Source organism: Paraburkholderia sp. (genome assembly GCF_035501035.1).
Classification (GTDB): Bacteria; Pseudomonadota; Gammaproteobacteria; order Burkholderiales; family Burkholderiaceae; genus Paraburkholderia.
Window position 1 is genome coordinate 1 of the sequence record NZ_DATJWR010000195.1, and the last position, 22,399, is coordinate 22,399.

General features: G+C 61.3%; 21 protein-coding genes and 3 pseudogenes. 11 read left to right on the forward strand and 13 right to left on the reverse strand.

The window, feature by feature from the left end; genetic code table 11:
* Positions 1–71: 71 nt before the first annotated feature.
* The 4 genes and pseudogenes from VMJ11_RS13780 to VMJ11_RS13795 all read left to right on the forward strand — a co-directional run bounded on the left by VMJ11_RS13780 (position 72) and on the right by VMJ11_RS13795 (position 4,098).
* On the forward strand, positions 72–1,316 hold the full coding sequence (locus VMJ11_RS13780; protein WP_325619954.1) for a CoA transferase: 1,245 nt from the start codon (positions 72–74) through the stop codon (positions 1,314–1,316).
* 15 nt (positions 1,317–1,331) lie between these two features.
* Positions 1,332–2,471 carry an acyl-CoA dehydrogenase family protein gene (locus VMJ11_RS13785; RefSeq protein ID WP_325619955.1) on the forward strand — a complete coding sequence of 380 codons (1,140 nt, stop codon included), beginning with the start codon at positions 1,332–1,334 and terminating at the stop codon, positions 2,469–2,471.
* Between the two features lie 38 nt (positions 2,472–2,509).
* A pseudogene (locus VMJ11_RS13790) lies at positions 2,510–2,821 on the forward strand (electron transfer flavoprotein subunit beta/FixA family protein); the annotation flags it as partial.
* Positions 2,822–3,690: 869 nt separating this feature from the next.
* Entirely contained in the window at positions 3,691–4,098 is a 408-nt protein-coding gene (locus VMJ11_RS13795) for an alpha/beta fold hydrolase (RefSeq protein ID WP_325619956.1), read from the forward strand.
* 133 nt (positions 4,099–4,231) lie between these two features.
* Here the strand turns inward: VMJ11_RS13795 and VMJ11_RS13800 are convergent, their stop codons facing one another.
* A complete protein-coding gene (locus VMJ11_RS13800) occupies positions 4,232–5,224 on the reverse strand; it encodes a LysR substrate-binding domain-containing protein (protein WP_325619957.1) in 993 nt (330 codons plus the stop codon).
* Positions 5,225–5,325: 101 nt separating this feature from the next.
* On the opposite strand from VMJ11_RS13800, the gene metC reads away from it, so the two are divergent.
* From metC to VMJ11_RS13820, 4 genes are read left to right on the forward strand one after another with little or no spacing between them, the layout of a single operon-like run.
* The gene (metC, locus tag VMJ11_RS13805) at positions 5,326–6,489 is read left to right on the forward strand and encodes a cystathionine beta-lyase (RefSeq protein WP_325619978.1); all 1,164 of its coding nucleotides are present in this window, start codon (positions 5,326–5,328) and stop codon (positions 6,487–6,489) included.
* A 39-nt stretch (positions 6,490–6,528) separates the two neighbouring features.
* On the forward strand, positions 6,529–7,368 hold the full coding sequence (locus tag VMJ11_RS13810; RefSeq protein ID WP_325619958.1) for a transporter substrate-binding domain-containing protein: 840 nt from the start codon (positions 6,529–6,531) through the stop codon (positions 7,366–7,368).
* A 2-nt stretch (positions 7,369–7,370) separates the two neighbouring features.
* A complete protein-coding gene (locus VMJ11_RS13815; protein ID WP_325619959.1) occupies positions 7,371–8,021 on the forward strand; it encodes an amino acid ABC transporter permease in 651 nt (216 codons plus the stop codon).
* Positions 8,018–8,788, forward strand: coding sequence for an amino acid ABC transporter ATP-binding protein (locus VMJ11_RS13820; RefSeq protein ID WP_325619960.1), 771 nt, complete (start codon positions 8,018–8,020; stop codon positions 8,786–8,788). Before VMJ11_RS13815 ends, VMJ11_RS13820 begins: the two co-directional genes overlap by 4 nt.
* 119 nt (positions 8,789–8,907) lie before the next feature.
* Here VMJ11_RS13820 and VMJ11_RS13825 read toward each other — a convergent pair.
* A pseudogene (locus tag VMJ11_RS13825) lies at positions 8,908–9,196 on the reverse strand (transposase domain-containing protein); the annotation flags it as partial.
* 352 nt (positions 9,197–9,548) lie between these two features.
* Positions 9,549–9,902, reverse strand: coding sequence for an OmpA family protein (locus VMJ11_RS34475; protein ID WP_414694393.1), 354 nt, complete (start codon positions 9,900–9,902; stop codon positions 9,549–9,551).
* Between VMJ11_RS34475 and VMJ11_RS13830 the strand changes: the two genes are divergently transcribed.
* Together VMJ11_RS13830 and VMJ11_RS13835 are read left to right on the forward strand one after the other, a co-directional pair.
* Positions 9,888–10,235, forward strand: a complete 348-nt coding sequence (locus VMJ11_RS13830; RefSeq protein ID WP_325619961.1) for a hypothetical protein — start codon at positions 9,888–9,890, stop codon at positions 10,233–10,235. The genes VMJ11_RS34475 and VMJ11_RS13830 overlap by 15 nt on opposite strands.
* A gap of 20 nt (positions 10,236–10,255) precedes the next feature.
* On the forward strand, positions 10,256–10,558 hold the full coding sequence (locus VMJ11_RS13835; RefSeq protein WP_325619962.1) for a DUF2471 family protein: 303 nt from the start codon (positions 10,256–10,258) through the stop codon (positions 10,556–10,558).
* A gap of 1,089 nt (positions 10,559–11,647) precedes the next feature.
* Here VMJ11_RS13835 and VMJ11_RS13840 read toward each other — a convergent pair.
* The 5 genes from VMJ11_RS13840 to VMJ11_RS13860 all read right to left on the reverse strand — a co-directional run bounded on the left by VMJ11_RS13840 (position 11,648) and on the right by VMJ11_RS13860 (position 16,636).
* On the reverse strand, positions 11,648–12,952 hold the full coding sequence (locus VMJ11_RS13840; RefSeq protein WP_325619963.1) for an MFS transporter: 1,305 nt from the start codon (positions 12,950–12,952) through the stop codon (positions 11,648–11,650).
* A 46-nt stretch (positions 12,953–12,998) separates the two neighbouring features.
* Positions 12,999–13,598 (reverse strand): peroxidase-related enzyme, encoded by a 600-nt coding sequence (locus VMJ11_RS13845; RefSeq protein WP_325619964.1) that lies wholly within the window; start codon positions 13,596–13,598, stop codon positions 12,999–13,001.
* On the reverse strand, positions 13,595–14,110 hold the full coding sequence (locus VMJ11_RS13850) for a CMD domain protein (protein WP_325619965.1): 516 nt from the start codon (positions 14,108–14,110) through the stop codon (positions 13,595–13,597). Before VMJ11_RS13850 ends, VMJ11_RS13845 begins: the two co-directional genes overlap by 4 nt.
* A gap of 79 nt (positions 14,111–14,189) precedes the next feature.
* Positions 14,190–15,659 (reverse strand): NAD(P)/FAD-dependent oxidoreductase, encoded by a 1,470-nt coding sequence (locus tag VMJ11_RS13855; RefSeq protein WP_325619966.1) that lies wholly within the window; start codon positions 15,657–15,659, stop codon positions 14,190–14,192.
* A complete protein-coding gene (locus VMJ11_RS13860; RefSeq protein ID WP_325619967.1) occupies positions 15,659–16,636 on the reverse strand; it encodes a LysR family transcriptional regulator in 978 nt (325 codons plus the stop codon). Before VMJ11_RS13860 ends, VMJ11_RS13855 begins: the two co-directional genes overlap by 1 nt.
* Before the next feature lie 1,162 nt (positions 16,637–17,798).
* Here VMJ11_RS13860 and VMJ11_RS13865 point away from each other — a divergent pair.
* Positions 17,799–17,870: pseudogene (locus tag VMJ11_RS13865) on the forward strand (aldehyde dehydrogenase family protein); the annotation flags it as partial.
* Positions 17,871–17,887: 17 nt separating this feature from the next.
* Here VMJ11_RS13865 and VMJ11_RS13870 read toward each other — a convergent pair.
* The 5 genes from VMJ11_RS13870 to VMJ11_RS13895 all read right to left on the reverse strand — a co-directional run bounded on the left by VMJ11_RS13870 (position 17,888) and on the right by VMJ11_RS13895 (position 22,153).
* Entirely contained in the window at positions 17,888–18,409 is a 522-nt protein-coding gene (locus VMJ11_RS13870; protein WP_325619968.1) for a hypothetical protein, read from the reverse strand.
* A gap of 459 nt (positions 18,410–18,868) precedes the next feature.
* Positions 18,869–19,450, reverse strand: a complete 582-nt coding sequence (phaP, locus tag VMJ11_RS13880) for a TIGR01841 family phasin (RefSeq protein ID WP_325619969.1) — start codon at positions 19,448–19,450, stop codon at positions 18,869–18,871.
* A gap of 604 nt (positions 19,451–20,054) precedes the next feature.
* Positions 20,055–20,930: an NAD(P)-dependent oxidoreductase gene (locus VMJ11_RS13885; protein ID WP_325619970.1), complete on the reverse strand. Its 876-nt coding sequence runs from the start codon at positions 20,928–20,930 to the stop codon at positions 20,055–20,057.
* 133 nt (positions 20,931–21,063) lie between these two features.
* Complete coding sequence (locus VMJ11_RS13890) at positions 21,064–21,663, reverse strand: short chain dehydrogenase (protein WP_325619971.1); 600 nt, start codon at positions 21,661–21,663, stop codon at positions 21,064–21,066.
* A gap of 130 nt (positions 21,664–21,793) precedes the next feature.
* The gene (locus VMJ11_RS13895; RefSeq protein ID WP_325619972.1) at positions 21,794–22,153 is read right to left on the reverse strand and encodes a diacylglycerol kinase; all 360 of its coding nucleotides are present in this window, start codon (positions 22,151–22,153) and stop codon (positions 21,794–21,796) included.
* Positions 22,154–22,399: the final 246 nt, after the last annotated feature.

Sequence of the window (22,399 nt, forward strand, 5' to 3'; positions counted from 1 at the left end):
GTTGTGGCGAGCCGGTCTGCCAAAAACCTTCAATACCGCCGTGCCAGTCGATTCGTTATCCTGAGGATGTTATGAGTACAGCAAGTCTGAACACAGCCACGCGGCTGCCGCTCGACGGCGTGCGTGTCGTCGAATTCACTCACATGGTCATGGGTCCCACTTGCGGGATGATCCTTGCCGACCTGGGCGCCGAAGTCATCAAGATCGAGCCGCCCGCCGGCGACGACTACCGCGCAATTGGCCCGTTTTCCGCAGGGGAAAGCGGACTTTTCCACGCGATGAACCGCAACAAGCAAAGCGTCGTGATCGACCTGAAGCACGACGATGGACGAGTGCTCGCGCAGTCGCTGTGCGCGCAGGCCGACGTGGTCTTGGAGAACTTCCGGCCAGGCGTGGCCGAGCGTCTTGGCATCGGTTACGCGGAACTCTCTGCGCTGAATCCCGCGCTCGTCTACGCAAGCGTTTCGGGTTTCGGTCAGACTGGCCCCGAATCGCATCGTCCCGCGTACGACATCATTCTGCAAGCCATGTGCGGACTCATGGATGTGACCGGTTCGCCCGACGGCGCGCCGACGCTGGTGGGCGATTCGATCTCGGATGCGGTCAGCGGCCTTTTCGCCTCGTGGGGTGTGCTGGCCGCTTTGCTGGCGCGCGAGCGCACCGGTAAGGGTACGCACGTGGATGTGGCGATGTTCGACGCCACGCTCAGTCTCACGGCCGGCATGGTTGCGCGCTACGCAACGACCGGCGTCGCGCCGCGGCGCGTGGGCAACCGGCATGCGTCGTCCGCACCATTTGGCGCCTATCGTGCGAAAGACGGCTACTTCGTGGTAGCCGTGCTCAACAACCGGCTGTTCGAGCGCTTCGCGCAGTCAATAGGCCAGCCTGAACTCATCGGCGATGCGCGCTTTATCGACGATGCCACGCGCTGCGAAAACGAAGCTGCGCTGCGCGCTTACGTAGAGTCATGGTCTGCAGTGCATAGCATTGCGGAAGTCAACGCGCGGTTGAGCGACGTTGGCATTCCCGTCGCGCCGATCCAGAACATCAGCGAGGCCCTCGAGAGCGAGCAGGCGCGCGCGCGTGGACTGCTGATCGAAACGACGAGCGCGCATGGCGGCGCGTTGCGTTTGCCACGGCAGCCGGTTCACTTCTCGGCGTGGCCCACCATGCGAACCACGCGTGCGCCTGGACTTGGGGAGCACACGCAGGCGGTGCTCGAGAGATACCTTGGTCTGGACGTTGCGCGCATCGCTGGCTTGCGCGATGGCGGGGCGATTGGTCCGGTCGCAGTGCCAGCACACGAAGCAAATTAATAAGGATCACATATTATGTTTAAGAGAATGGGTGTGACCGAAGCCGACGTCGAGATCTCAGAAGCCATTCGGCGATTTGCAGAGGCCGAACTGGCGCCACACGCGGCACACATCGACCGCGAAGAGATTTCCACGACGCGCTATGTTCCCGCGCTCGCCGATCTGGGCGTGCTGGGCATGAATCTGCCGGAGCGTTGGGGTGGCGTTGGTGCGTCGCCTGCCGCAATCATTCTCGCGCTGGCGGAGATCGCAGCCGCGTGCGCGTCGACCTCATCCATGATCGGCGCCCACTATCTCGCGACCGATTCGATCCTGATCGGCGGTGACGACGCCCTGCGCGCACGTTACCTGCCTGACGCGGCAGTCGGCGTGAAGCTCGGTGCGTTTGCACTGACGGAACCGCAAGCCGGCTCGAATCCCGCGGGAATGACGACGCACGCAGTTCGCGAGGGCGACGGCTATCGTCTGCGTGGCGTGAAGCATTTCATTTCGAACGCAGCGGCGGCTCAATTCATCGTGGTCTATGCGAAGACCGCGCCTGAGCTTGGCACACGTGGAATCAGTGCTTTCGTGGTGGACCGGGATACGCCGGGCGTGTCGGTGTCGTCCGCCGAAATGCTGATGGGCATTCGAGGCGCCCCCGCCCACGAAGTCGCGCTCGACTGCCATGTGCCAGCCATGAACCGGTTGGGCGAAGAGGGCACGGGCTTTCGCACAGCAATGAAAGTGCTCGACAACAGCAGGCTCGACGTGGCGGCGACGAGTCTCGGTCTTGCCGAAGCGGCGCTGGCGGATGCCATTGAATGGGCAAAGACGCGGCATGTGGGCAACGAATCGCTGGCCTCCAGGCAAGGGTTGCAATGGAAATTTGCCGACATGAAAACGCAACTCGAGGCGGCATGGCTCCTGACGCTGCAGGCTGCCACGCGGCGCGCGGCAGGCGAGCCGTTTACGGATGCGGCTTCGATGGCAAAGCTCTATGCGTCGGAAATGGTTGGATTCGTCACCGATGCCGCGCTGCAAATGCACGGCGGCTACGGATTCACGCGCGAAATGCGGATCGAGCGGCTGGTGCGCGATGCACGGATCCTGCGCATCTACGAGGGGTCGTCGGAGATTCAGCGTACGGTCATCGCCCGATCCGTTCTGGCGTAACTTCTGGCGTAACGCCAGTCAGCGCAAGGAGCAAGACAGTGAAAGTGCTAGTAGCGGTCAAGCGTGTGGTCGATGCCAACGTCAAAGTAGGCGTGAAGTCCCACGGTACGGGCGTCGACATCTCGAACGTGAAAATGTCGATGAATCCATTCGATGAGATTGCGGTTGAAGAAGCCGTGAGATTGAAGGAGGCCGGTGTGGCTACCGAGGTGGTGGCGGTCTCCTGCGGTATTGCGCAATCGCAGGAAACATTGCGTACCGCGCTGGCGATCGGCGCGGACCGCGCGATCCTGATCGAATCGGACGCGGAACTGCAGCCGTTGGCAGTTGCGAAACTGCTCAAGGCGCTGGAATGGAGCAGAAAAATGGGCAAGTTCAGTAATTATGAGTACAGGAATCTTCCCGGATTCGACATGAAGGCCTTCGAGGGCGCGAACCAGGCTATCCCAATGAAGACGCTCGTGATCCACTGTTTTGACCCTCGGGCGGTCGAAATCCCACAGGCCGTTGCCGACCATTTCGGGGACGAAGTCTACCCGGGAGAAATCATCACCGACGAAAATGGCACCCGGGTTGGATCCACAGCCACACTGTTTGCCACGACCAATGCGGGTGGACGCGCCGCCTTTGCTCTAGCGTCCGTGGCGGCGATGGATTATCTGTTCGATGTTCAAAATGTCGTTGTAGTTCACCACTCGTTCTGTGGTACGACGACACTGACGCCGGAGCTGATGATCGAGGAGTTTCATGATCATCATCATGCTGATATCTCCACCCTGTTTGATCACGATAGCCTCGCCATCATGGATTTCGAAGAGTCGCTCAACTACGACATCAAGTTGCTTCGTTCGAGCCCCGCAGTGCCGAAGCACGTCAAGCTCTACGGCTTCTTCTACGAGATCAGTACCGGCAAGTTGACCGAAGTAGTGCGGGACATTCCGGCATAGATCGCAGTGTGAACGAGTGAATGCGGCGGTGCGACGCTTACTCGACGCATTGAAACAGCCTTTCGTCGCAGGCCAGAGCGGGTGAGGCAGGGATGTGCGCGAGGGCGGATGCGCTCGTGCATGGTCGGCCATGGAACGTAGCTGCTCAGAGCGACGGAGACGGCCCCTTGAATCCCTCCCGCCGCCTCGGCTCTGGCCGGCAGCCTGGCGGCAGCAGGCTTCGCTGTTGTCGTCTTGCACAGACCGAAACGCCACGGCATGCATCGAGAGCCATGCAGCACGAGTGGATTCGAGCCACCGGTGTCGATGTCTTCTATCGCGAAGCGGGACCTGCTGATGCGCCCGTGCTTCTGTTACTGCATGGTTTTGCGAACTCGTCCTTCTATTTTCGCCATTTGATGACGAAGCTCGCCGACCGCTTCCGGATGTTCGCGCCCGATCTCCCATCGTTCGGGTTTGCCGAGATCGCCGAGGCGCGCAACTATCACTACCACTTCGCGTTGCTTGCCCGGACGATGACGGCGTTCGTCGACGCGTCTATGCTGAAGCGCGACATCATGTTTGTGTTCGACTATGGGGCATCGGTCGGCTGGGAACTGGCCTTGACCGATTCGGAGCACTCGCCCAACGAGGCGCTATCTGCTTTCGCCGCATCGCAGGCCGCGGTTTTCCCTGATTGAGAGATCGTTCGCGGGTGCGACGCACGCCTGTCGACGGTGAGCAACGGATGCACGCTGCCGTTTGTGTAAAGTGAAGACTGGGTACATTGAATAGCAGTACATAATGACCGCCGATAGTCTGAGAAGCAGAGCACTAGCGGCTTTGGGACACACGCCTTCCTGCCGGGCGGCGAGTGCGCTTGCGAACGGCGGCTTCGTCCTCCTCTGCCGCCGCAGTGCTTAGCGCAAGGTTGAGCGCCTTCTGGTCCCGCTCAAGCTGCATCCTCATGTGCCGCATGAACTGCCTCGCAGTTTCCGTGAGCGGGGTGCCGGGGCGAAACACCAGTACTCCTGTGAACATGACCTCGACGTCAATCGGCTTCACGACAAGACCTCTCTCCTTGAAGTCCAGCGTCACGAGCGGATGAGCGATGCCTATGCCCACTCCCGCGAGCGCCAGTGCGCATACGGTGTGCGAATACGGCGTCTCTACGACCGGCTTGAGGCGGATCTCGCGCGCTGTGAGCTGTGTTTCCAGGCGCAGCCTCGCGCTGTCTTCGGGATTCAGTGCGATGAACGGAAATTCAGGCAGATCCGCGACGGCGATGAAAGGACGCGCGGCTAAAGGGTGATGCCGGTTCATCACGGCTACAGCCGGCATACGCACGAATACCGAGTGCTCCAGGCCAGCCATCGACATCTCGTCGGACATCAGGCCGAAATCTACCTGGCCCGCCGAGACCTTCTCATGCACTTCGCGCGAGCTCATCACCTGCAGCGATATTTGCACGTTTCTGGACGGAGCATCGAACGCCGCGATGACGCGAGGCAGAAAGCCTGTGCCGAGTGCCGGCTGACAGGCGATCGCCAGCCGCCCCAATCCGTAGGATCGCAAACTACGGATTCGATGCTCGATGACCTCGAAACCTCGGAAGTACTGGTCTACTTCCCGCATCAGCGCGACGGCTTCCTGGGTGGGAACGAGCCGACTGCGTACGCGCTCGAACAGCCCGAAGTCCGCCATGGTCTCCAGACGCCTGATGGCCTGGCTCACAGCCGGTTGCGAAATGCCGAGCAGGGCCGCCGCTTTGCTCGTGCTTCCCGCGTTCATGACCGCCCTGAACACCTCAATATCCCGGATCCTCATAACCTGTACTTATTGACCTAATTATTTCCGATGTTGATGCAAAGCCGGGCGAAAGTAAACTGCAGTCGTCGATACACCACCACGCAATCACCGAGAGCATGATGACAAGTCATACCCAGAAAGCGCCGCCGCCGTTCCGCAGCCTCTCGCCCGCCGTCATGCGGGCATCCACGGTCGTATTCGATTCTTTGGCCGAATTTGCGCGCCGGAAGGAGCGGCAACCGGACGGTTACAGCTATGGCATTACCGGGACGCCAACGGCTCGCGAACTGGAGCATCGCATCGCCGAACTTGAAGGCGGTGCGCATTGCGTGGTGACGCCCTCAGGTCAGTCCGCGCTGATGACGACCGTCATGGCTTTCGTGCGCGGTGGCGATCACCTGCTCGTGTCTGCTGCCTGCTACGGCGCGCTGAAGACATTCGCGGAGAAGTGGCTGGCGCACTTCAACGTCGAGGTCGAAATGTATCCACCTGCGATCGGGGCTGAGATTAGTCAGTACATCAAGCCCAACACTCGCATGATCTGCCTGGAGTCGCCGGGTACGGTGACAATGGAGATGCCCGACATCCCGGCGATCGTCGAAGTCGCGAAACGTCACGGCATATTGACGATGATGGACAACACCTGGGCAAGTCCGCTCGCTTTCAAGCCGCTCGAACACGGTGTGGACTTCAGCATCGAAGCCGCGACAAAATTCTTTGGCGGCCATTCTGATCTGCTGATGGGCTGCATCAGCATGAACGACGCGGATCACTACGCGAGCGTGCGCGAGACGCAGAGCATTCTCGGCCAGCAGACTAGTCCCGACGATTGCTTCCTCGTGATGCGTGGTCTGGCAACCCTGAAGGTCCGCTTCGCCGCCCAAAGCGCCTCGACGCTGCAGATTGCGGGGGAACTCGAACGCCACCCGGAAGTGAGCAAGGTGCTGTTCCCGGCGCTCCAGTCCGACACCGGCCACGCCATCTGGAAGCGGGACTTTTCGAGCAGCGGGTGTCTCTTCTCCCTGATTCTCCAGCCCGCACCAGAGGCCGCGTTCAGCGCGTTCTTCGATGCGCTCCAGCATTTCGCCATCGGTGCGAGCTGGGGCGGGGTGCACAGCCTCGCTGCCTTCTATCCGGCCCCGTTGCAGGCCGGGCGTGCTTTCCCGCTGACCGACCAGCCTGTTGTGCGCCTTTCGATCGGGTTGGAGGATCCAGCGACACTACTTGAAGACCTGTTTGCCGGTTTCGACGCATTCAAACGAACCCGCGTAGCCGGTACCTAGCATTTTTCCGTTCAACTTACCTGGATCAGTGAGTACGAGATGAAAGCAATCAATAGATGGAGACGCGCTCTCACGGCAGTGAGTTTCGTGGGACTTTGCGCAGCGTTCAGCTTTCCCGCTGCTGTGCAAGCGGCAGACCTGCTTGCGCAGGCGAAGGCGAGCGGCACATTGCGCGTGGCCAATACTCAGAGCAGTCCGCCGTGGAGCATGCTTGACGAAAGCAATAACCCTGTCGGCTATGACGTCGCGATTGCAAAGGAAGTCGGCAAGCGCATTGGCGTGCCGAATGTAGTATTCGTCGCCGATTCGTTCAAGAACTTCGTGGAAGGGTTGAAGACGGGCAAGTACGACCTCGTGATGAACGATCTCACGCCTACGCATGAACGCGAGCAACAGGTTGACTTCGGCGATCCATACGGCGTCGAGGATTTCCGTATTTTCGTACCTGCCGGCAACACGGACATTAAAGGCAAGGACACGCTTAAAGGCAAGCGGGTAGGCGTGGTCACCGGCTCGAGCAATGAAACATGGGCACGAGCACACCTGAAAGATTCCGATATCCGCTCCTACGACAATGGGGCGCTCATCTTCAACGATCTGGGAAGCGGGCGGATCGACGCGGTGATTATTTCCCACTTCGGCGGCTTGAAGTACGCAAAAGTCAACCACTTACCTGTGAAGGAAGTGGGCGACCCCTTGATCTATCAGCTGTCGGCGCCGGCTATCGTGAAAGGCCAACCGGCGTTGCGCGCAGCAGTCAATAAGGCGATCGGCGAAATGATGGCTGACGGGACGATTGAGGCCATTGCGAAGCAGTGGGTCGGGAGCGATTACGACATGGCCGGCATGATCGCGAAAGCCAAGGCGCAAAAGGAGTAATCATGACCGAACTTTTCATGCGCTCGCTGCCGCTGTTGAGGAGCGCGGTGCTGATGACTATCTTTCTCGGCTTGACGTCGTTCGTGCTTGGCTCAACGCTGGGGTTGCTCGTCGCGCTCGCTCGTGTCTCGAGCATGGGCGTACTGCGCGCGCTCGCATTCGCATACGTTTCCATTTTCCGTGGCACGCCGCTGCTCGTGCAGATACTACTGATTTATTTCGGCTTGCCCCGGTACGGTCTGACACTTGACCCCGTTCCTGCCGCGCTTCTCGCGCTAACGATGTTCTCGGCAGCGTATCTGAGCGAGAACTTCCGCTCCGGCATCAACGCAGTGGACAAGGGCCAGTGGGAAGCGGCGATGTCGCTGGGCATGGGTTACTGGAAAGCCATGTTGCGCGTTATCCTCCCCCAGGGCCTCCGCATCGCTATTCCGCCTGTCGGCAGCCGTCTGATTGCACTAATCAAAGACACGTCGCTCGCTTCGACCATCACGGTGGTAGAACTGACCCGCGTGGCCGACCAGGTCGGCGCATCCACCTTCCGCTACATGGAAATGTTCCTGATGGTCGGCATCATCTACTGGGGCATCAACCAGATTCTCACGATAGTCCAGACGGTGCTCGAGAATCGCTTGTCGAGGCGTTTTGTATGAATACGGATAGCAGGACAGTCGAAGTTCGTGGACTTTCGAAGGCCTTCGGCGAAAACCACGTGTTGCGTGGCGTCGACTTCAGCGTATCGAAAGGCGAAGTTGTCGTGGTGATGGGGCCGTCCGGGTCGGGAAAGACCACGCTGCTGCGCTCACTGAATTTCCTCGAAATGCCGGATGCCGGCACCGTGACTGTGTGCGGCATTGATGTCGAATGCGCCGGTTCATCGAAGCCGTCACGCGAGCATCAAAAGAGGATCCGCGCGATCCGCCAGCGCACGGCAATGGTGTTCCAGTCGTTCAACCTGTTTGCACACAGGACGGCACTGGAAAATGTGATGGAAGGTCCGGTCAGCGTCAAGGGCGTTCCCCGCGCGCAGGCACTGGAGCGTGCAATGCACCTGCTGACGCAGGTTGGCCTGGCGGCAAAAGCCGACGAGTATCCGGGACGGCTGTCTGGCGGTCAGAAGCAGCGCGTAGCGATCGCGCGTGCGCTTGCCATGGATCCGGAAGTCATACTCTTCGACGAGCCCACATCCGCTCTCGATCCAGCGCTACGAGAGGACGTCCTGAATGTCATGCGCGATGTCGCAAAACTGGGTATGACGATGCTGATCGTCACGCATGAGGTGCGGTTTGCGCGAGATGTTGCGGATCGGGTCGTCTTCATGGACGGCGGCGTGGTTGCCGAAGACACGACACCACAGGCGTTCTTTGGTGAGGGCAGCAGTCCACGCGTAAGGCAGTTCCTTCATCTGATCGAGACCTGAGCGTCGAGTACGCCGAGATGAATCGTCCCTGCGCACTGCGGGTCGCGCAGCATTTCCATCCAGATAGCCCGAGGCGCAGGGACGGATTGTTCGAGCGGAAGTGCCACGGCGCCCCGATGAGGCGCAACGTTCCACGGCAGCAGTTCGTCGATGCGGCTAGCAGGGTGGTTGGCGATGCGCTCGATGACGTAGTGCAGATACGCTTCGGAATCCATGCCATTCAGACGTGCCGAGCCGATGAGGGTGTAGATTGCTGCGGCTCCCTCGCTACAGGAGTCGGAGCCCGAGAGCAAGAGGTTGCGCCGTCCAATAGCTACACCGTGCAGCGACCGCTCGGCGATCAGATTGTCCTATCTCCACGCAGCCGTCAGAGCCGTAATAGACCAGTGACGCCCAACGATCGCGCGCAACTCCGTAATCGTTGAGCTTCGGACAACCGAACATCCAGGTCCCGGCGGCGAGACTGACCTCGGGGAAATCGGGTGCGTCGCCCGACGGCCAAAATTTCACGAATCCCGGCTGCCCCTCAACGTTGCCCGGATGGGTAGACTCAGCGTCGGCAAGTTGCAAACGCTGACGCTCGCGGTACGAGACTCATCGCCGAAGCATTTCCTTCAGGCGCCCCTGCGTGACGTGCTACCGGATCACGCAGGGCCATACCGGCTCCGATCCATGCTCTTGGGATCGAGCACGGGTTCATGAGAATTCCACAGTGGTCGTTCTCTCCAACGGCCGGTAGCTGGGACCTCTATATCTCGACTTATAGAGCCGTGACGCGCACCTCGACGCGGCGATTAAGCGCTCGGCCCTCGACCGTCGCGTTCGATGCCACGGGATCGTCCTGACCATGACCTTCGGCAGTAAACTCCTGCGCCGTCACGCCTTGGCTACGCAGGTATCGCACGACCGATTGTGCACGCGCTTGCGACAGCTTCTGATTATGTGCCCGCGAACCCGTCGAATCCGTGTAGCCGATTATCACAATGCTCCGGAGGCTCACGCCCTCATTCGCACGCACAAATTTGTCGAGACCCGATTTCGCCGCGCTGGTAACAACTACACATATCGCGCGGCAAAGCCTCGTGCGCAGGAAGACCCGATGATGAGCACGCACGAAAGCGCTGAGGTACTGCTTGCGTGGTTTCGCGAACGTTCGCGCGCGACGGTCAGCGAGATTGTGGCGTCCGGACTGAAGAAGTCGCGCACGGCTTCGGATGCCGTGCAGTACCCGTTGCGCAATGGCGCGCTTGAGCGCATCGTGCGTTCAGGTGCAAGCGCGAAGGAGCGCGTTCACTATCGGGCAACTGGCATCGCATTGCCCGCGCCCCGAACGCAGGCGGCTCAGCCATCTTTCGATGGCTTGCTGACCGCATGGGGCATCGTGCTCGAACCGCCCCGGCTTCTGTCGACCGGTTCGCGCACGCGCCAGATTTCGGATAACGGCTAACAGAAAGGGATGGCGACGCAGTGGAAGAACTCTGGTCCGCGAATACAGCGATACAGGAGCGGGTGCCTGCCATTGTCGCGCGTTACCGCTCCGCGGGCGTCCTGACGTGGCGTCTGCTCCGCCGCATCGAGCATGAGGTGCTCGCCGAAGTCGCCGCGACCGGACGGCACCCGAAGTGGATACTGGATGCGCTGCGCGCGCCGGTCGCGCTGGACTATCCGGCGGACGGGCAGGCAGTGTCATTTGAAGGGCACGACTTCGTTCCACCGGTGTTCGCTGCGATCGACGATGAGTGGCATCGGGCGAATCAGGGCGCAAAGTAGCGCCAGCAGATTGCGACCGGATGATTCTGCAGGGTACTGTCACGGCCGCATGTCAACACGGCACCTCAGGCTGCCTGCAATCGTCCCCGGCTGGTTGCCGGGGCTCGTTGCGGCGCCCACTGGATTGAAGCACGACATCAATCGTGCCGTTATCGGAGGAAAGTCTTTCAACTCCTTCCCCGTCATGGCTCGAACCAGGCAAGGCACATCCAGGCGCCGCTGCGGCACTCCATTCGCTATTCGTCTGCTTCCCCTTCCGGAAGCGGCGGCACGTCCGCGGATGATCGTGTACTACCTCACACTATCCAACCTTCAGTTGCAGCGCGGCGATCTCGCGCATTTCGTGCTGAACTCGCGGCCCCGGTCATTGCCTTGAGGCTCGAGGCAAAAGACGTCGGTGAAGCGGGTCGGCGGGGTGAGATTTGCGCTAACGTGCGCGCGTTGAGGCGAAAGTTCGCCCCTGGGCTCGAAGTACGTCTGGCGTGCTGAGCACTTGCATCATTGTCCTCGTGCGGCTGAGGTTTTTACGGACGAGGCAATTTCCTGCGCAGAGCGTGGGCGAACTGAAAAGGCAACGGGACGAACTTTCCCAGCGCAGAATTCGCCTGGCCGACCGGCGGCTACAGCGGCGAAGGGTGTTCGCGCACGCAAGACCGCAGCGCCCGCGAAAAAGGCTTCGCCACCGAGCAAGGTCGCAGCTAAAACGGCACCGGCTGCAGTTGAAGCTGTGCCTACGCCGGAGGTGGCAGCAGCGTAACGGGCGATACAGTCGTAGCAGGCGGAACTTCATGCTGGCCACGCCGCATTAACGGCCCGCTACGACTGATCAGTCAGTTCCTTCGCGCGTCATCTTACGCGAGGGTGATGTCTGGGTATTTCCGTAATCAAGCGCAGACGCAGGTCCGCGTGCCTTTCATTCCAGGAGCGACTTTGCATGCACACCCGCGGACGGCCGCCGCGAGGATCGATGGTTTTTGTTGGGCATGTCTGTCTGAACGTGTGAATGCCTCGGTGTCCCGTGCGACTTGCGCCACGGAGCAAGCGTATATTCGCTAAGGCGTGCCGCCTGAGGGGCGGCACGCTACTGCATCATCCGGCGCTTTGTACGGGATTTGCGCTGTGCTGCCTGAAATGGCCCGGCTTCAGTGCCAGGACGGCCACGAGACCCAGCGCGACGCCGATCATCACATAGAGCACCGGCGCCAGCGGCGAGCCTGTGAGCGCGATGAGCCAGGTTACGAACGTCTGCGCAAAGCCGCCGAAGATCAGGACGACGACGTTATTGACCACGGCGAGCGACGTCGCGCGCGAGTGCCTGGGGAACATCTCGGCAAGCGTCGTGCAATAGACGCCGAGGAAGGTCGCGCTCGTCACGCCGATCACGATCTGCGTGATGAGAAGCCGGGAGACGGACGGCGCGGCTACGACCCACGCGTAGAGCGGATAGATCGCAATCAGATAGGCGCTCAGTGATGCGATCAGCAGCGTCTTGCGGTCGTAGCGGTCCGATAGCGCCCCCGCGATCGGTGTGACGATCAGCATGACGATGGCCGCGATCATTTGCACCATGAAGCTTTCCGAAACGGGCAGCTTGAGAACCTGCTTCGCGTAGGTGACGGTGTAGCCGAACGTGACGTAAAACGAAACGGTGCTCGCCACCACCATGCCCATGCCAATCAGATAGTCGGAAAGTCCCCGCTTGACGGTGGGCGCTTGCGTCGCGAGGGCTAGCGGCGCCGCGTGAATGCGCGCATAGGTTTCTCTCGCGTGGCGGCGCAGATAAACGGTCAGGGGTGCGATGAGCAGGCCTACCGCGAACGGGATGCGCCAGGCGCCCGCGAGCTGCTGCCCGGGCGTGAACGCCTGCGTGACCACGAGGCCGAGCGCGGCGCCGAGCATCGCCGACATGAGTTGACCGCTCATTTGCCACGATCCGTAAAAGCCGGAGCGACCCGGAGGGGCCAGCTCGATCAGGAACGCTGTCGACGTGCCGAACTCGCCGCCGATCGAGAAACCCTGGAGCAGCCGGGCCACGAGCATCAGGAGCGGCGCGGCGAGACCCGCCGTGGCATAGGTCGGAGCGAACGTCATGATCGCCGCGGCCAGTGCCATGATGCCCATGCCGAGCGTCATGGCCGCCTTGCGGCCATAGGTGTCGCCGTAGAGGCCGAGCAGCACGCCGCCCACGGGCCGCATGAAGAACCCCGCGCCGAACAGGGCCGTGGTCAGCAGGATCGCGTTCAGATCCGCACCCGCCGTACCATGTGTGGCCGGAAAGAACAACTTGCTGATAATCGGCGTCATCGCTGCGAAGATGGTGAAGTCGAACCACTCCATCGCATTGGCCAGCACGGCGGCCGTGATGACAGGCTTGATGCCAGGTTGAGTGCCCATCGGCTATCCCCGGGTGTTGGTTGGAGGACTGTCCAGCGTTGTTCGGTCAGCGGCCTGGCGTCTGCTCGGGAAATACGGGTTCACCGAGATTGAGCATCAGCCGGTTTGCCCAGGCGAAAATCGCGATCGAATGGATCAGGTCGAGTATCTCGGCATCCGTGAGACCGGCCTCGCGCAATGCGTGCAAATGCTCCGCATCGATTTCGTTCGGGCGTTCGGTCAAAGCGGCCGAGAAGCGCGCGATCGCTTCTTCGCGTTCCGTCGTGCCGGCGCTGTGCGGATCGGCGAACACCTGCCGGATGACATCGTTGCGCTTCGCAAGCTGCTCGAAACGCTGGGCGTGCACCGACGCGCAATACACGCAGCCGTTGAGCCGCGAAACGACGGTGGTTGAAAGCTCCCGTTCCGCACGCGGTAAGCCGCCGGGCGCGTACATGATCGCGTTGAACGCTGCGGAGCGCTGCCGCAGGATATCAGGCTGATGGACGAGAAACCGGTAGTAGTCCGACACTTTCGCCTTGGGGTGACTCTCCTCCAGAACGGCGATCTGGTCGCCGGTGGCGTGGTCGAGGTTGACAACGTCGAGCCAGGCGGCCCATTCCAGCGATTCGTTCGTGAAGCCGTGCGAACGGATGATGTCGGTCATGATGCGCGCTCCATCTGCTTGAGGGCTTGCAGACCCGCGACGAGGCGCGTCTGGTACGACAGAAAGGCAATGAGCTGGGCAAGTGCGACGACGGCGGGCGTCGTCAGTCCGGCGGCGGGCAGCGTTTGGAGCGCGGGCTTGTCGCCGGCAACCGGATTTTCGATTAGCGTGCGCGTGAACGAGAGGATCGCGCGCAGGCGCGGCGAAGAGAGACTGTCGGGCGTTCCGGTTTCCACGGCCGCAAGCGTCGCCGCATCGACATCGTGTGCGGCCAGTTCGGCGCGATAGTGAGCGGCGAGCGCCGGCGAGGGGGCCAGGCGGCTTGCGTAGAGCGCGACGAGCAATCTCTCGACAAGCGTGAGGCCGTCGAGCGCGGGGTTGAACAGCGCGTCGTAGCTGCCCTGGGTCGCTTCCACGACTTTGGCGCGCTGGTGCCGCAATGCGTGAGTGGCCGAGTCGGGCGTGAGGCCGGCGACGCGATCGATGATATCCTGGTCAGTGTCGTATTTCATGGTCAATTCCGGAAAACTCCAGATGGCGGGGCCCCATGCTGTTGCCCCGGCTCGTGTTCGCACTGCGCGCATCGTGCGTTCATTTCGCCTCGCGCTCGGCAAGCGCAGGGGGCGGTGGCGCGGGTGTCCATTCGTTCCCTTCGACTTCCGGTTCAGCGAAAGCCGCCATGTTGGCGTAATGTAATTCGACATCCTCACGATAAAACGTCGCGGCGAGTCCCTGTGCGAGCCGCTTTGCGCCTTCGCTGACGGCCGGGATGTCGCCCGACAGCGCGCCGTGTGAGAGCGTAGCGGGCGCGCAGAAACAATGGATGCGTTCGAGCCCGGGGCACGATCCTGGTGTCCTTTCCTGGAACTCGAAGACCGGCCCGAGGTCGGGCGAATCGGCAAGCTCGATGTCATCGTCGCCTGCGGGCGGCGTGTAGCGGTCCTTCCAGGCGCGAACGTGGCGTGCGAATGGCGCGAATTCGGGTCGGCTCGCCAGGTCAATCCGGAAGCCCGTTGCGAACACCAGGAAGTCCAGTACAAAGACTCCCTTCGGCGTGCTGACGAGCAGTTCGTCGTCCGCCAGCTCGATACCGTTGATTGGCGCACCGAGGTTGAATCGCGCGTTGGCGTGCCGCGACACGCGCAGCGTGCTGCCGCGCGGCGGCGGCACCTGCTGCACGTTGATGTAATGGCGGATCTGCCACTTCCAGTCGTCGGACAGTGCGACATGGCCGTGCGTGAGCCCCGGATTGCCCGCGCCTTTACCCTTGTTGATGCGCGGGATGTCCGCGCGGCGGATCAGGAGATCGACCGAGGCCGCGCCCGCTTCGAGCGCGGTCGCCGCACTGTCCATCGCCGACGCGCCCGCGCCGATGACGCCGACGCGCTTGCCGCGCAGCGTGCCGTAATCCATCACATCGGACGAGTGAGCGTAGAAGCGGCGGGGCAGATCACGCACGAATGCGGGTACGGAAGGGCCGCCCAGGCCGTCCCGGCCTGTCGCGAGGACGACGTGGCGCGCATGAACGGTTTCGCTGCCCGTGGCACTCGTGACGGAGAGCGCGACTGTGCCGTCCGCGCGTGGCGTGATCGCGGTCACCTGGTGTTCGTTGCGTACGTCGATACCGAGCACATCGCGATACCAGCGCAGATAGTCCATCCATTGCAGGCGCGGGATCTTGTCGAGCGCATCCCACGCCTGCGTGCCGAACTGCGCTTCGAACCACGCACGGAACGTAAGCGAGGGAAGACCGAGCGCCGGGCCGGTTAGCTGCTTCGGAGAACGTAGTGTCTCCATGCGCGCCGTGGTTGCCCACGGGCCTTCGAAACCGCGCGGCGACTGATCGTAGATGACGGCGTCGATGCCGAGATGGCCAAGCGCGGCGGACACCGCTAGCCCGGCCATGCCCCCGCCGACGATCGCCACGCTGATAACGGGGCGGCCGTCGAAGGTGCGTTCGGGTATCCAGCGCTTCGCTGGCAGTTCGAGCCACGCGAGATCCTCGCGCAGACGGGCTTCCAGCGCTACGAGACCTGCGGGGGATGGGGAGATCGGGTTCATTACGGCAACGATTCCTTGGCGGCTGGCAGATCGCCATACAGCGACTGGAGGACTTGGGCGTGGTCGGCACTCGCGCGCAGCGCGAAATCGGGGAGTACGGCACGGGCTGCGCCGGCGAGCGCGTCAATGAGCGTCGCGGCCACGGGGGGTAGGGCAATGGCTTCGCGCGAGATCACGCCGAAGAAATACGGAATGTCGGCGTCGATCGGGCGGATCGCGACGTCGATGACCGGCATGCCGTATGCCGTGACCGGTTCGAGCACCGAGATGCCGAGACCGGCACGAACCAACGTCAGCGCATTCATCGACGAATTCGTTTCGATCAGACCGGCAGGCGTGACGCCCGCCTGCGCGAATGCGTGGTCGAGCCGGCGGCGCAGGCGGTATGGGTTCTGCATCGTGACGATGCGCCGGCCCTCGCATGCCGACAACGGCAGCCGGTCATGGTGCGCGAGCGGATCATCGTCGCGCAGCGCCGCAACGCAAGCGGATTGCCCGATCCAGTGCACCACCACGCCGCGGTGTTCAAGCGGCAGACTCGCCACGCCGATGTCGGCGGCGCCGGTGAGTACGGCATGCACGACCTGCTCGGGCGCCAGACTGCGCAGCTGGATCGGCTGCGCCGCGCCGGCGGGACCGATACGCGCGAGTGCCGCAGGCACGAGGCCAGCGGCGAGGGCGGAGGTCGCGGCAATGCGCAGCGGGCGGCTTTCGCCGCGCCCAATCTCGCTGGCACGTTTGCGGATCTGGTGCAGGCCCGACAGTACGTGCTCAACATCCTCATAAAGCAGGATGCCTTGCTCGGTCGGCGTCACGCGCGGGCCGTTGCGCGCGAACAGCGCATAGCCGACTTCGGTTTCGAGCTCCTGGATCAGCCGCGTGATCGCTGGCTGTGAGCGCCCCAGTAGGCGGCCGGCGGCTGTGACGCTACCGGTCGTGATCACTGCGGCGAAGGCTTCGAGCTGGCGGAGTTCCATCTTTTGGGCTGGCGTAGGGAGAGAATGCGAATTATGCATTCTTACAGCTTCAGAATGTGATTTGCAAATAATTGATGTTTATATCGTTATCCCGTGGCGGCGGAAGCAGGGGTTTACCCCCGATCTGGACGCAAGCTGCGGTGGTGCGTGTGTCAAATGGCAACTGAGGGTTGTGCACATCGAGGAAGGCGACGACGACATTGCCCTCGACCCGGCCCAGGTTGCTCACCCGCTGATGAATCGGGCGGAGACATGTACTCGTTCTTCATCGGTTTCGCGGTTTCGTCCCCCCTCGTGCGTGGCGGGCTGGTGTTGCCCAGCGACTTGTTCGTCCTTGGCGGCCTCATCGATGCCGGGCAGCCGCTGGCAGGCGACGGCACCGCGTCGCACTCGACCAGCGCCTCGCGGTCCACGGTGTCGTCTGGCTCCGGACCTCCTCGTTGGTGTGCTCAACATCGGCAACTGGTCACCGCCTGCGGGTAGAGGCGTGCATGGCCTTGGAGGCAGCGATGTACGCCGCCTGGCTGACCGGATGCTTCAGGGAACCGCCGGGGATGTCGCGCTCGAAATAAACTCGAAATCGATTGGCGACGGGGGCCCTGGGTGCAAAGACTTGATGAGACTGCTAAAAAAGACAACGCTACAATTTTTCGATTTCGAGGATTGCATGTCGCGACGATTCCGGTGAATTGTCGCGAGAAGGTCGATATCGGATTCTCTTGCAAAGATAGAAAATTGATGGGGCGTTTTTTTCGTTTCTCTCACGTCGACAACTTCAAGCTGCCCTGTATGCCTACGGAGGAGACGTTGACCGCCAGGTGAAAATATTCGCAGTTGACGAGGATTTTTGTGCCGCGCTAAGTGACCTGCTCAAGGGGTACGCATTCATCATCGAGTGGACTGGGCAGAGTCTTTCCGCCCGAGTGTCACGCTGCTCCAGTGGCATCTGCACGACGCCCCTGTAGCCTCCCATGATCCGCAATCGTCGGCGTCGGGCCCCCGCAGCCCTGATTCGTCGTTTCTGCGTGGTCTGCGCGTGGAGGTTGGCTCAGTGCGTCGCGTTTGCTTCGTAGCCGGTCGGTGCGCTCCTGAGCACGAGCGCAACCAGTTGGCGCCTGGTACCAACACCCAGCTTTTCGAACGCACGCTTCGCGTACGTATTCCCACAGTCTTCGCCGATGTTAATAATCTGATGGCCATCGCCCGTGAAGAAATTTTCGGGCCGGTGCTGCTCGCAAATCGCTGCGTGCATCACGACGTCGAGCCTGGCTGCGGCCAGGGCCACCCCTTCTTCTCGTCGGGTCCATCCCACTCGGCAAGCGATGCTCGCTCGACCGACGATTCGATTGGACTCGCTTCGCCAGCGGCAGCGCGCGCCGGCATTTCCGAAGTGCTGGCGTTCATCTCAGGCAGCCCGGTCCCAAACCATTCGACCTTTTGCTGCATGTAGGCGACATAGGCTTTCCAGCCGTCAGGGTTGCCGTCAAAGAGGTCGTGCTGGACTGTTGACGCGAGTGCGTTGCGGTTGAGTTCCGCCTCAAGCAGTTCCATTGGCCATAGAAAGAATGCGCTGGCGAGGCGAGCCCCGAAGTCGGCCACCGTCATCCTCGGTGCGACCGTCCGAAGGAAGCTGAAGTTTTGCAACGAATCCTGCTCCTTCGCGAGTCGAGCCACCTGCGCGTATGGCCGACCTGTATTGGCCAGACAGCTCAACGCTTCGAGCATATCCCCGAGGTGCAGCAGTAGTTCCCGTCTATCAAATCGGTCATCCATTGCCGTATCTCCGTCCATGTTCGATGATAGTCGGCGCGTCCGTGAGCCTGAGTTTTGAACGTTCACGAGCCACAGGCGCTGAGATACCTGGTACGGTTGAGTGGCTTCAAGTCGCTTCAGGAAAACCACAAGGCCAGTTTTGAAGTGAAGCAACGCCCGAAGGCCAGACAGGCTGCAAACAACCAGCCAACATGACAACCTCGGCGCACTCGCCGTCGCGCAGGGAGTGGTCCGCCGAGGCGGGCCATTCCTTTTCAACTATGTGCCGCGACGTGATTTCCCCGGGGTGCGTGTGTCGGTATTGGCCGAGAGGCGGGTACAAGACGCGGGCCAGGATGACATGCGCCGGAATGAACGACCAGCGCACACGAGTATGGCGTCCGGTCGCGGCCACAACGCATGCGGCCAGGTGCGTTAGCTTGCGGCGTCTTGGGACCCGGGGTTCAACGTTCCTTTAAATTATTGCTTCGCCTCCTTCGCGGCTTTTGCCGCTTTCTCGACTGCCTGGTCAGCCGCTTCATTCACGTCAGATGCGGCTTTTGTTGCGGCCTCCACGTTACTTTGCGCGACTTCGACCACCTGCCTCGTTGCGCTTTGCACGCTTTCCTGAGCGGTGTTGGCAAGCGTCATAGCTTGTTTCATAAATGCAATTGCGGCTTCGGAGCCGACTGGTGCGTTTTGCGCGACATTCTCGACGAACCATTGAACCTGGCGGTTGACCTCCTGGTATTGGGCATTGATGACCTCTGCCAGTTGCGTTTGCGTGCTGGACGCAATCTCGGCAACCTGACGTTCGTACGTCAGGACCTTCTCCGCTGAGGGTAGTGCCAGCGAGTCTTGCAAGGCAGTAACTTCCGGTCCGTCCTTCTTCGCCAGCCCGTCTTGCACGCGTTGATACCAATCGCCAAACGTCGTTTTCGCCGTGTCCAGATTCAGTTTGATGAGTTTTTCCTCGCCTTCCAGCATCTTGCCGGCCAGTCCAAAGAAAAAGTCGAAATTTGCCCGTTGGGCGACAGCAGCTTGCTCACGAAAATCAGTCATGTTCGCCTCCTGAAGACGTATGTCCAACGCTCAGCATGTTCGGCAATGGTGACCAACTGATGAAGCGCGCCGTCTGGAGGTCACCGTGTCAGCGCAGCTTTTCGACCCCACCACGATTTGGTCACGGCAACGACTGCGCGTCCACCTTCCCGAGCGCTGGGCTTCGCGGGCGCGCTCGCTGAGTGCCGACAGCTGCAAAGCTGCAAAACGACGAAAGTTCCATTACAGGATGGTGACCGTCGGGATACCAATTGAATCGGCCTATCAGGGAACGCTTTGTGAAGAAACATTTTTTCCTCGAAGCGACCTACTGGATTCGATTGCGCCCTGATTGGAATGACGCTTCGTCCCGTGGTTGCGGCGCGCGGTTATGTTCGAGGTCAAAGCGATAAGTCCTTCGATTGAACCGGCGATACCTGAAGCCGCCAGCCAGTCCACAGGAAGTGTGTCGCCGCAGACGGGATGCCTGTGTGAACGAGGGCGTTCAAGGCGTTTCACGGACACGGCTACGAGCCCGCAACGCTTGACCATCCTTCAATACCGCGAACGTCGCCCGGAATCCGTCGAGCCAGGGTGCCGGATTCTCCTCGCGTGCCCGGGTACCTCACAGGCCCGGCTTGGGCTTGACCATATTGTCCGCCCGTAGCATGCCGGGCAGCGCCTCAACGAAGAAATCTGCCTGCAATGCAGCGCCCGCCTGGACGTCGTATTGCGAGAAGTCCCGGACACCAGCCGCCAATAGCACTTCATCATCGAGAAAGAAATTTCCCGAGCACTCCCTCGACGGGCGGGTCAGGATATAGTGGGCTGCGTCGGCGACTATCTCCGGCTTGCGACACGCGGCAATCATATCCGCACCGCCAATCTCGTTTCGCACGGCAGCAGTCGCAATCGCGGTTCTTGGCCACAGCGAATTGACGGCGACGCCACGTTCCTTGAACTCACCCGCCAGCGCAAGAGTGAAGAGGCTCATCGTGTATTTTGCGACGGTATATGCGGGGAAATCCTTGAACCACTTCGCGTCGGTGACGAGCGGTGGCGACAGCGTAAGGATGTGTGGATTCGGCGAATTGAGGAGGTGAGGCAGGCAGGCCTGAGCACAGACGAACGTGCCTCTCCCGTTCACGCCGTGCATCAGGTCGTACCGCTTGACGGGCGTATCCAGCGTTCCCGTCAACCGGATGGCGCTGGCATTGTTCACGAGTATGTCGATGCCGCCGAACACTTCAACGGTTCTGGCAACCGCGTCTTTTACGCGCTCCTCATCGCGAATGTCGACCACCAGTGCAAGCGCCTTTCCCCCAGCAGCTTGCACGGCGGCCGCCGCCGTATGTATCGTGCCTTCGAGCCGCGGGTCCGGGTTGGCCGTCTTCGCTGCAATCACAATGTTCGCGCCGTCACGCGCCGCGCGGAGTGCAATGGCAAGTCCAATACCGCGACTACCGCCTGAGATGAATAGTGTCTTGCCGGCGAGGCTCATGATTGTCTCCTCAATACTTGGCCTGGCATGCGGTTAAGTACGAAACGCGCGTTTGCTACGAGTCAAAACAGCAAGACTGAAGTGGAGCACAGTTGCTGCGGCGGCAGCGCGCTAAACGATGGAGGTGCTGCTTTCACGACTTCTTGACTGGAATAACCTGACCCGTGATGTCCTCGTCCAGGCTCCGCTTATACGCCTGTGCTACCACCGCGGCGGGAGTACCTGCCGAATAGGCCTGCCCCATTGCGGCAAGCGTTTCTGAAACCCAGCCTGGGCTGACGACGTTCACGCGTGCCTTCCCGTGTAGTTCGAGAGCTGCGGAGCGGACGAACGCCTCGACCCCGGCGTTGACAATGCCCACTACGGCACTCCCTGTGACCGGATGCTGGGACAGAATGCCGCTGGTTAGCGTCAGGGACCCGCCTGGTGTGATGTGACCGACCGAGCACCGGACAAGGTTGACCTGCCCCATCAACTTGTTGGCCAGACTGAACGCAAAGTCTTCGTCGGTCAGCAATTCAAGCGGCGCAAATTTCGCTGCGCCTGCGGCGCACATCACGGCATCAACGGTTCCGAGTTGCCGGTACATTGATACGATGGATTCCTTGTCTGTGAGGTCCACCGACAGGCCCGGGGCGTTGCGGCTCGCACCGATGACCTCGTGTTCGGGCGAGAGCAGGCGAGCGATTTCCTTGCCGAGCAGTCCGGTTGCGCCAACTATCAGAACGCGCATAGGTCCTCCGTGTCCGGAAGCGTCATGCCAGCGCGGAGCGACGCATCGCACGCGGCGTGAAGACGAGCGAATATCGTACTACTGTCCGACGCAATGCGAACGCCGCATATCAGACGCGCTGTACGGCGGGCTACCGTTTCGCAAAAACGGCAACCAGCGTCAGTATTCCGACGAGGCCGGCGCCGGCGCAGACGAGCATCACAGCGGCTGCCGCACAGTCTTTCACTGCACCGATCGCAGGATGGTGCTCGGGATGCAGGTGGTCGGCCAGCCGCTCGAGGGCTGTGTTGAACAGTTCGGCTGCGAGGACCAGTGTGGCCATCACCAGGCATAGCGCGCAAAGCACGAGCGGCGGACGCAGCCAGAGCAGCACCACAGGTAACGCGGCGGTGACACCAACCTGGATGCGGAAGTTGCGCTCGGTTCGCAAGGTGGAGACAACGCCCGCCAGCCCATCGCCGACGCTTTGCAAGAAAGTCCTTTTCGCCATGGTTGACTCCGGTTCTCTCATTGGTGTAGTCCTGCGCGGCCAGCACTTGGAGCGTCGAAGCGTCTTCCGAGCCACGATGTCCATTCTGACGCGGGCGCTCGCTACTTCCCGGGAGTCAGGGGCAAGCAAATGACACAGGGCAGCTATGACGGCGCGATCCGCGCTCGATCGCCTATAGCGAAGAGCCCCTCGCGAGGCGACCGATAGCATTAAGGATTGCAAATGATTGGTGTATGAGGATTGCCG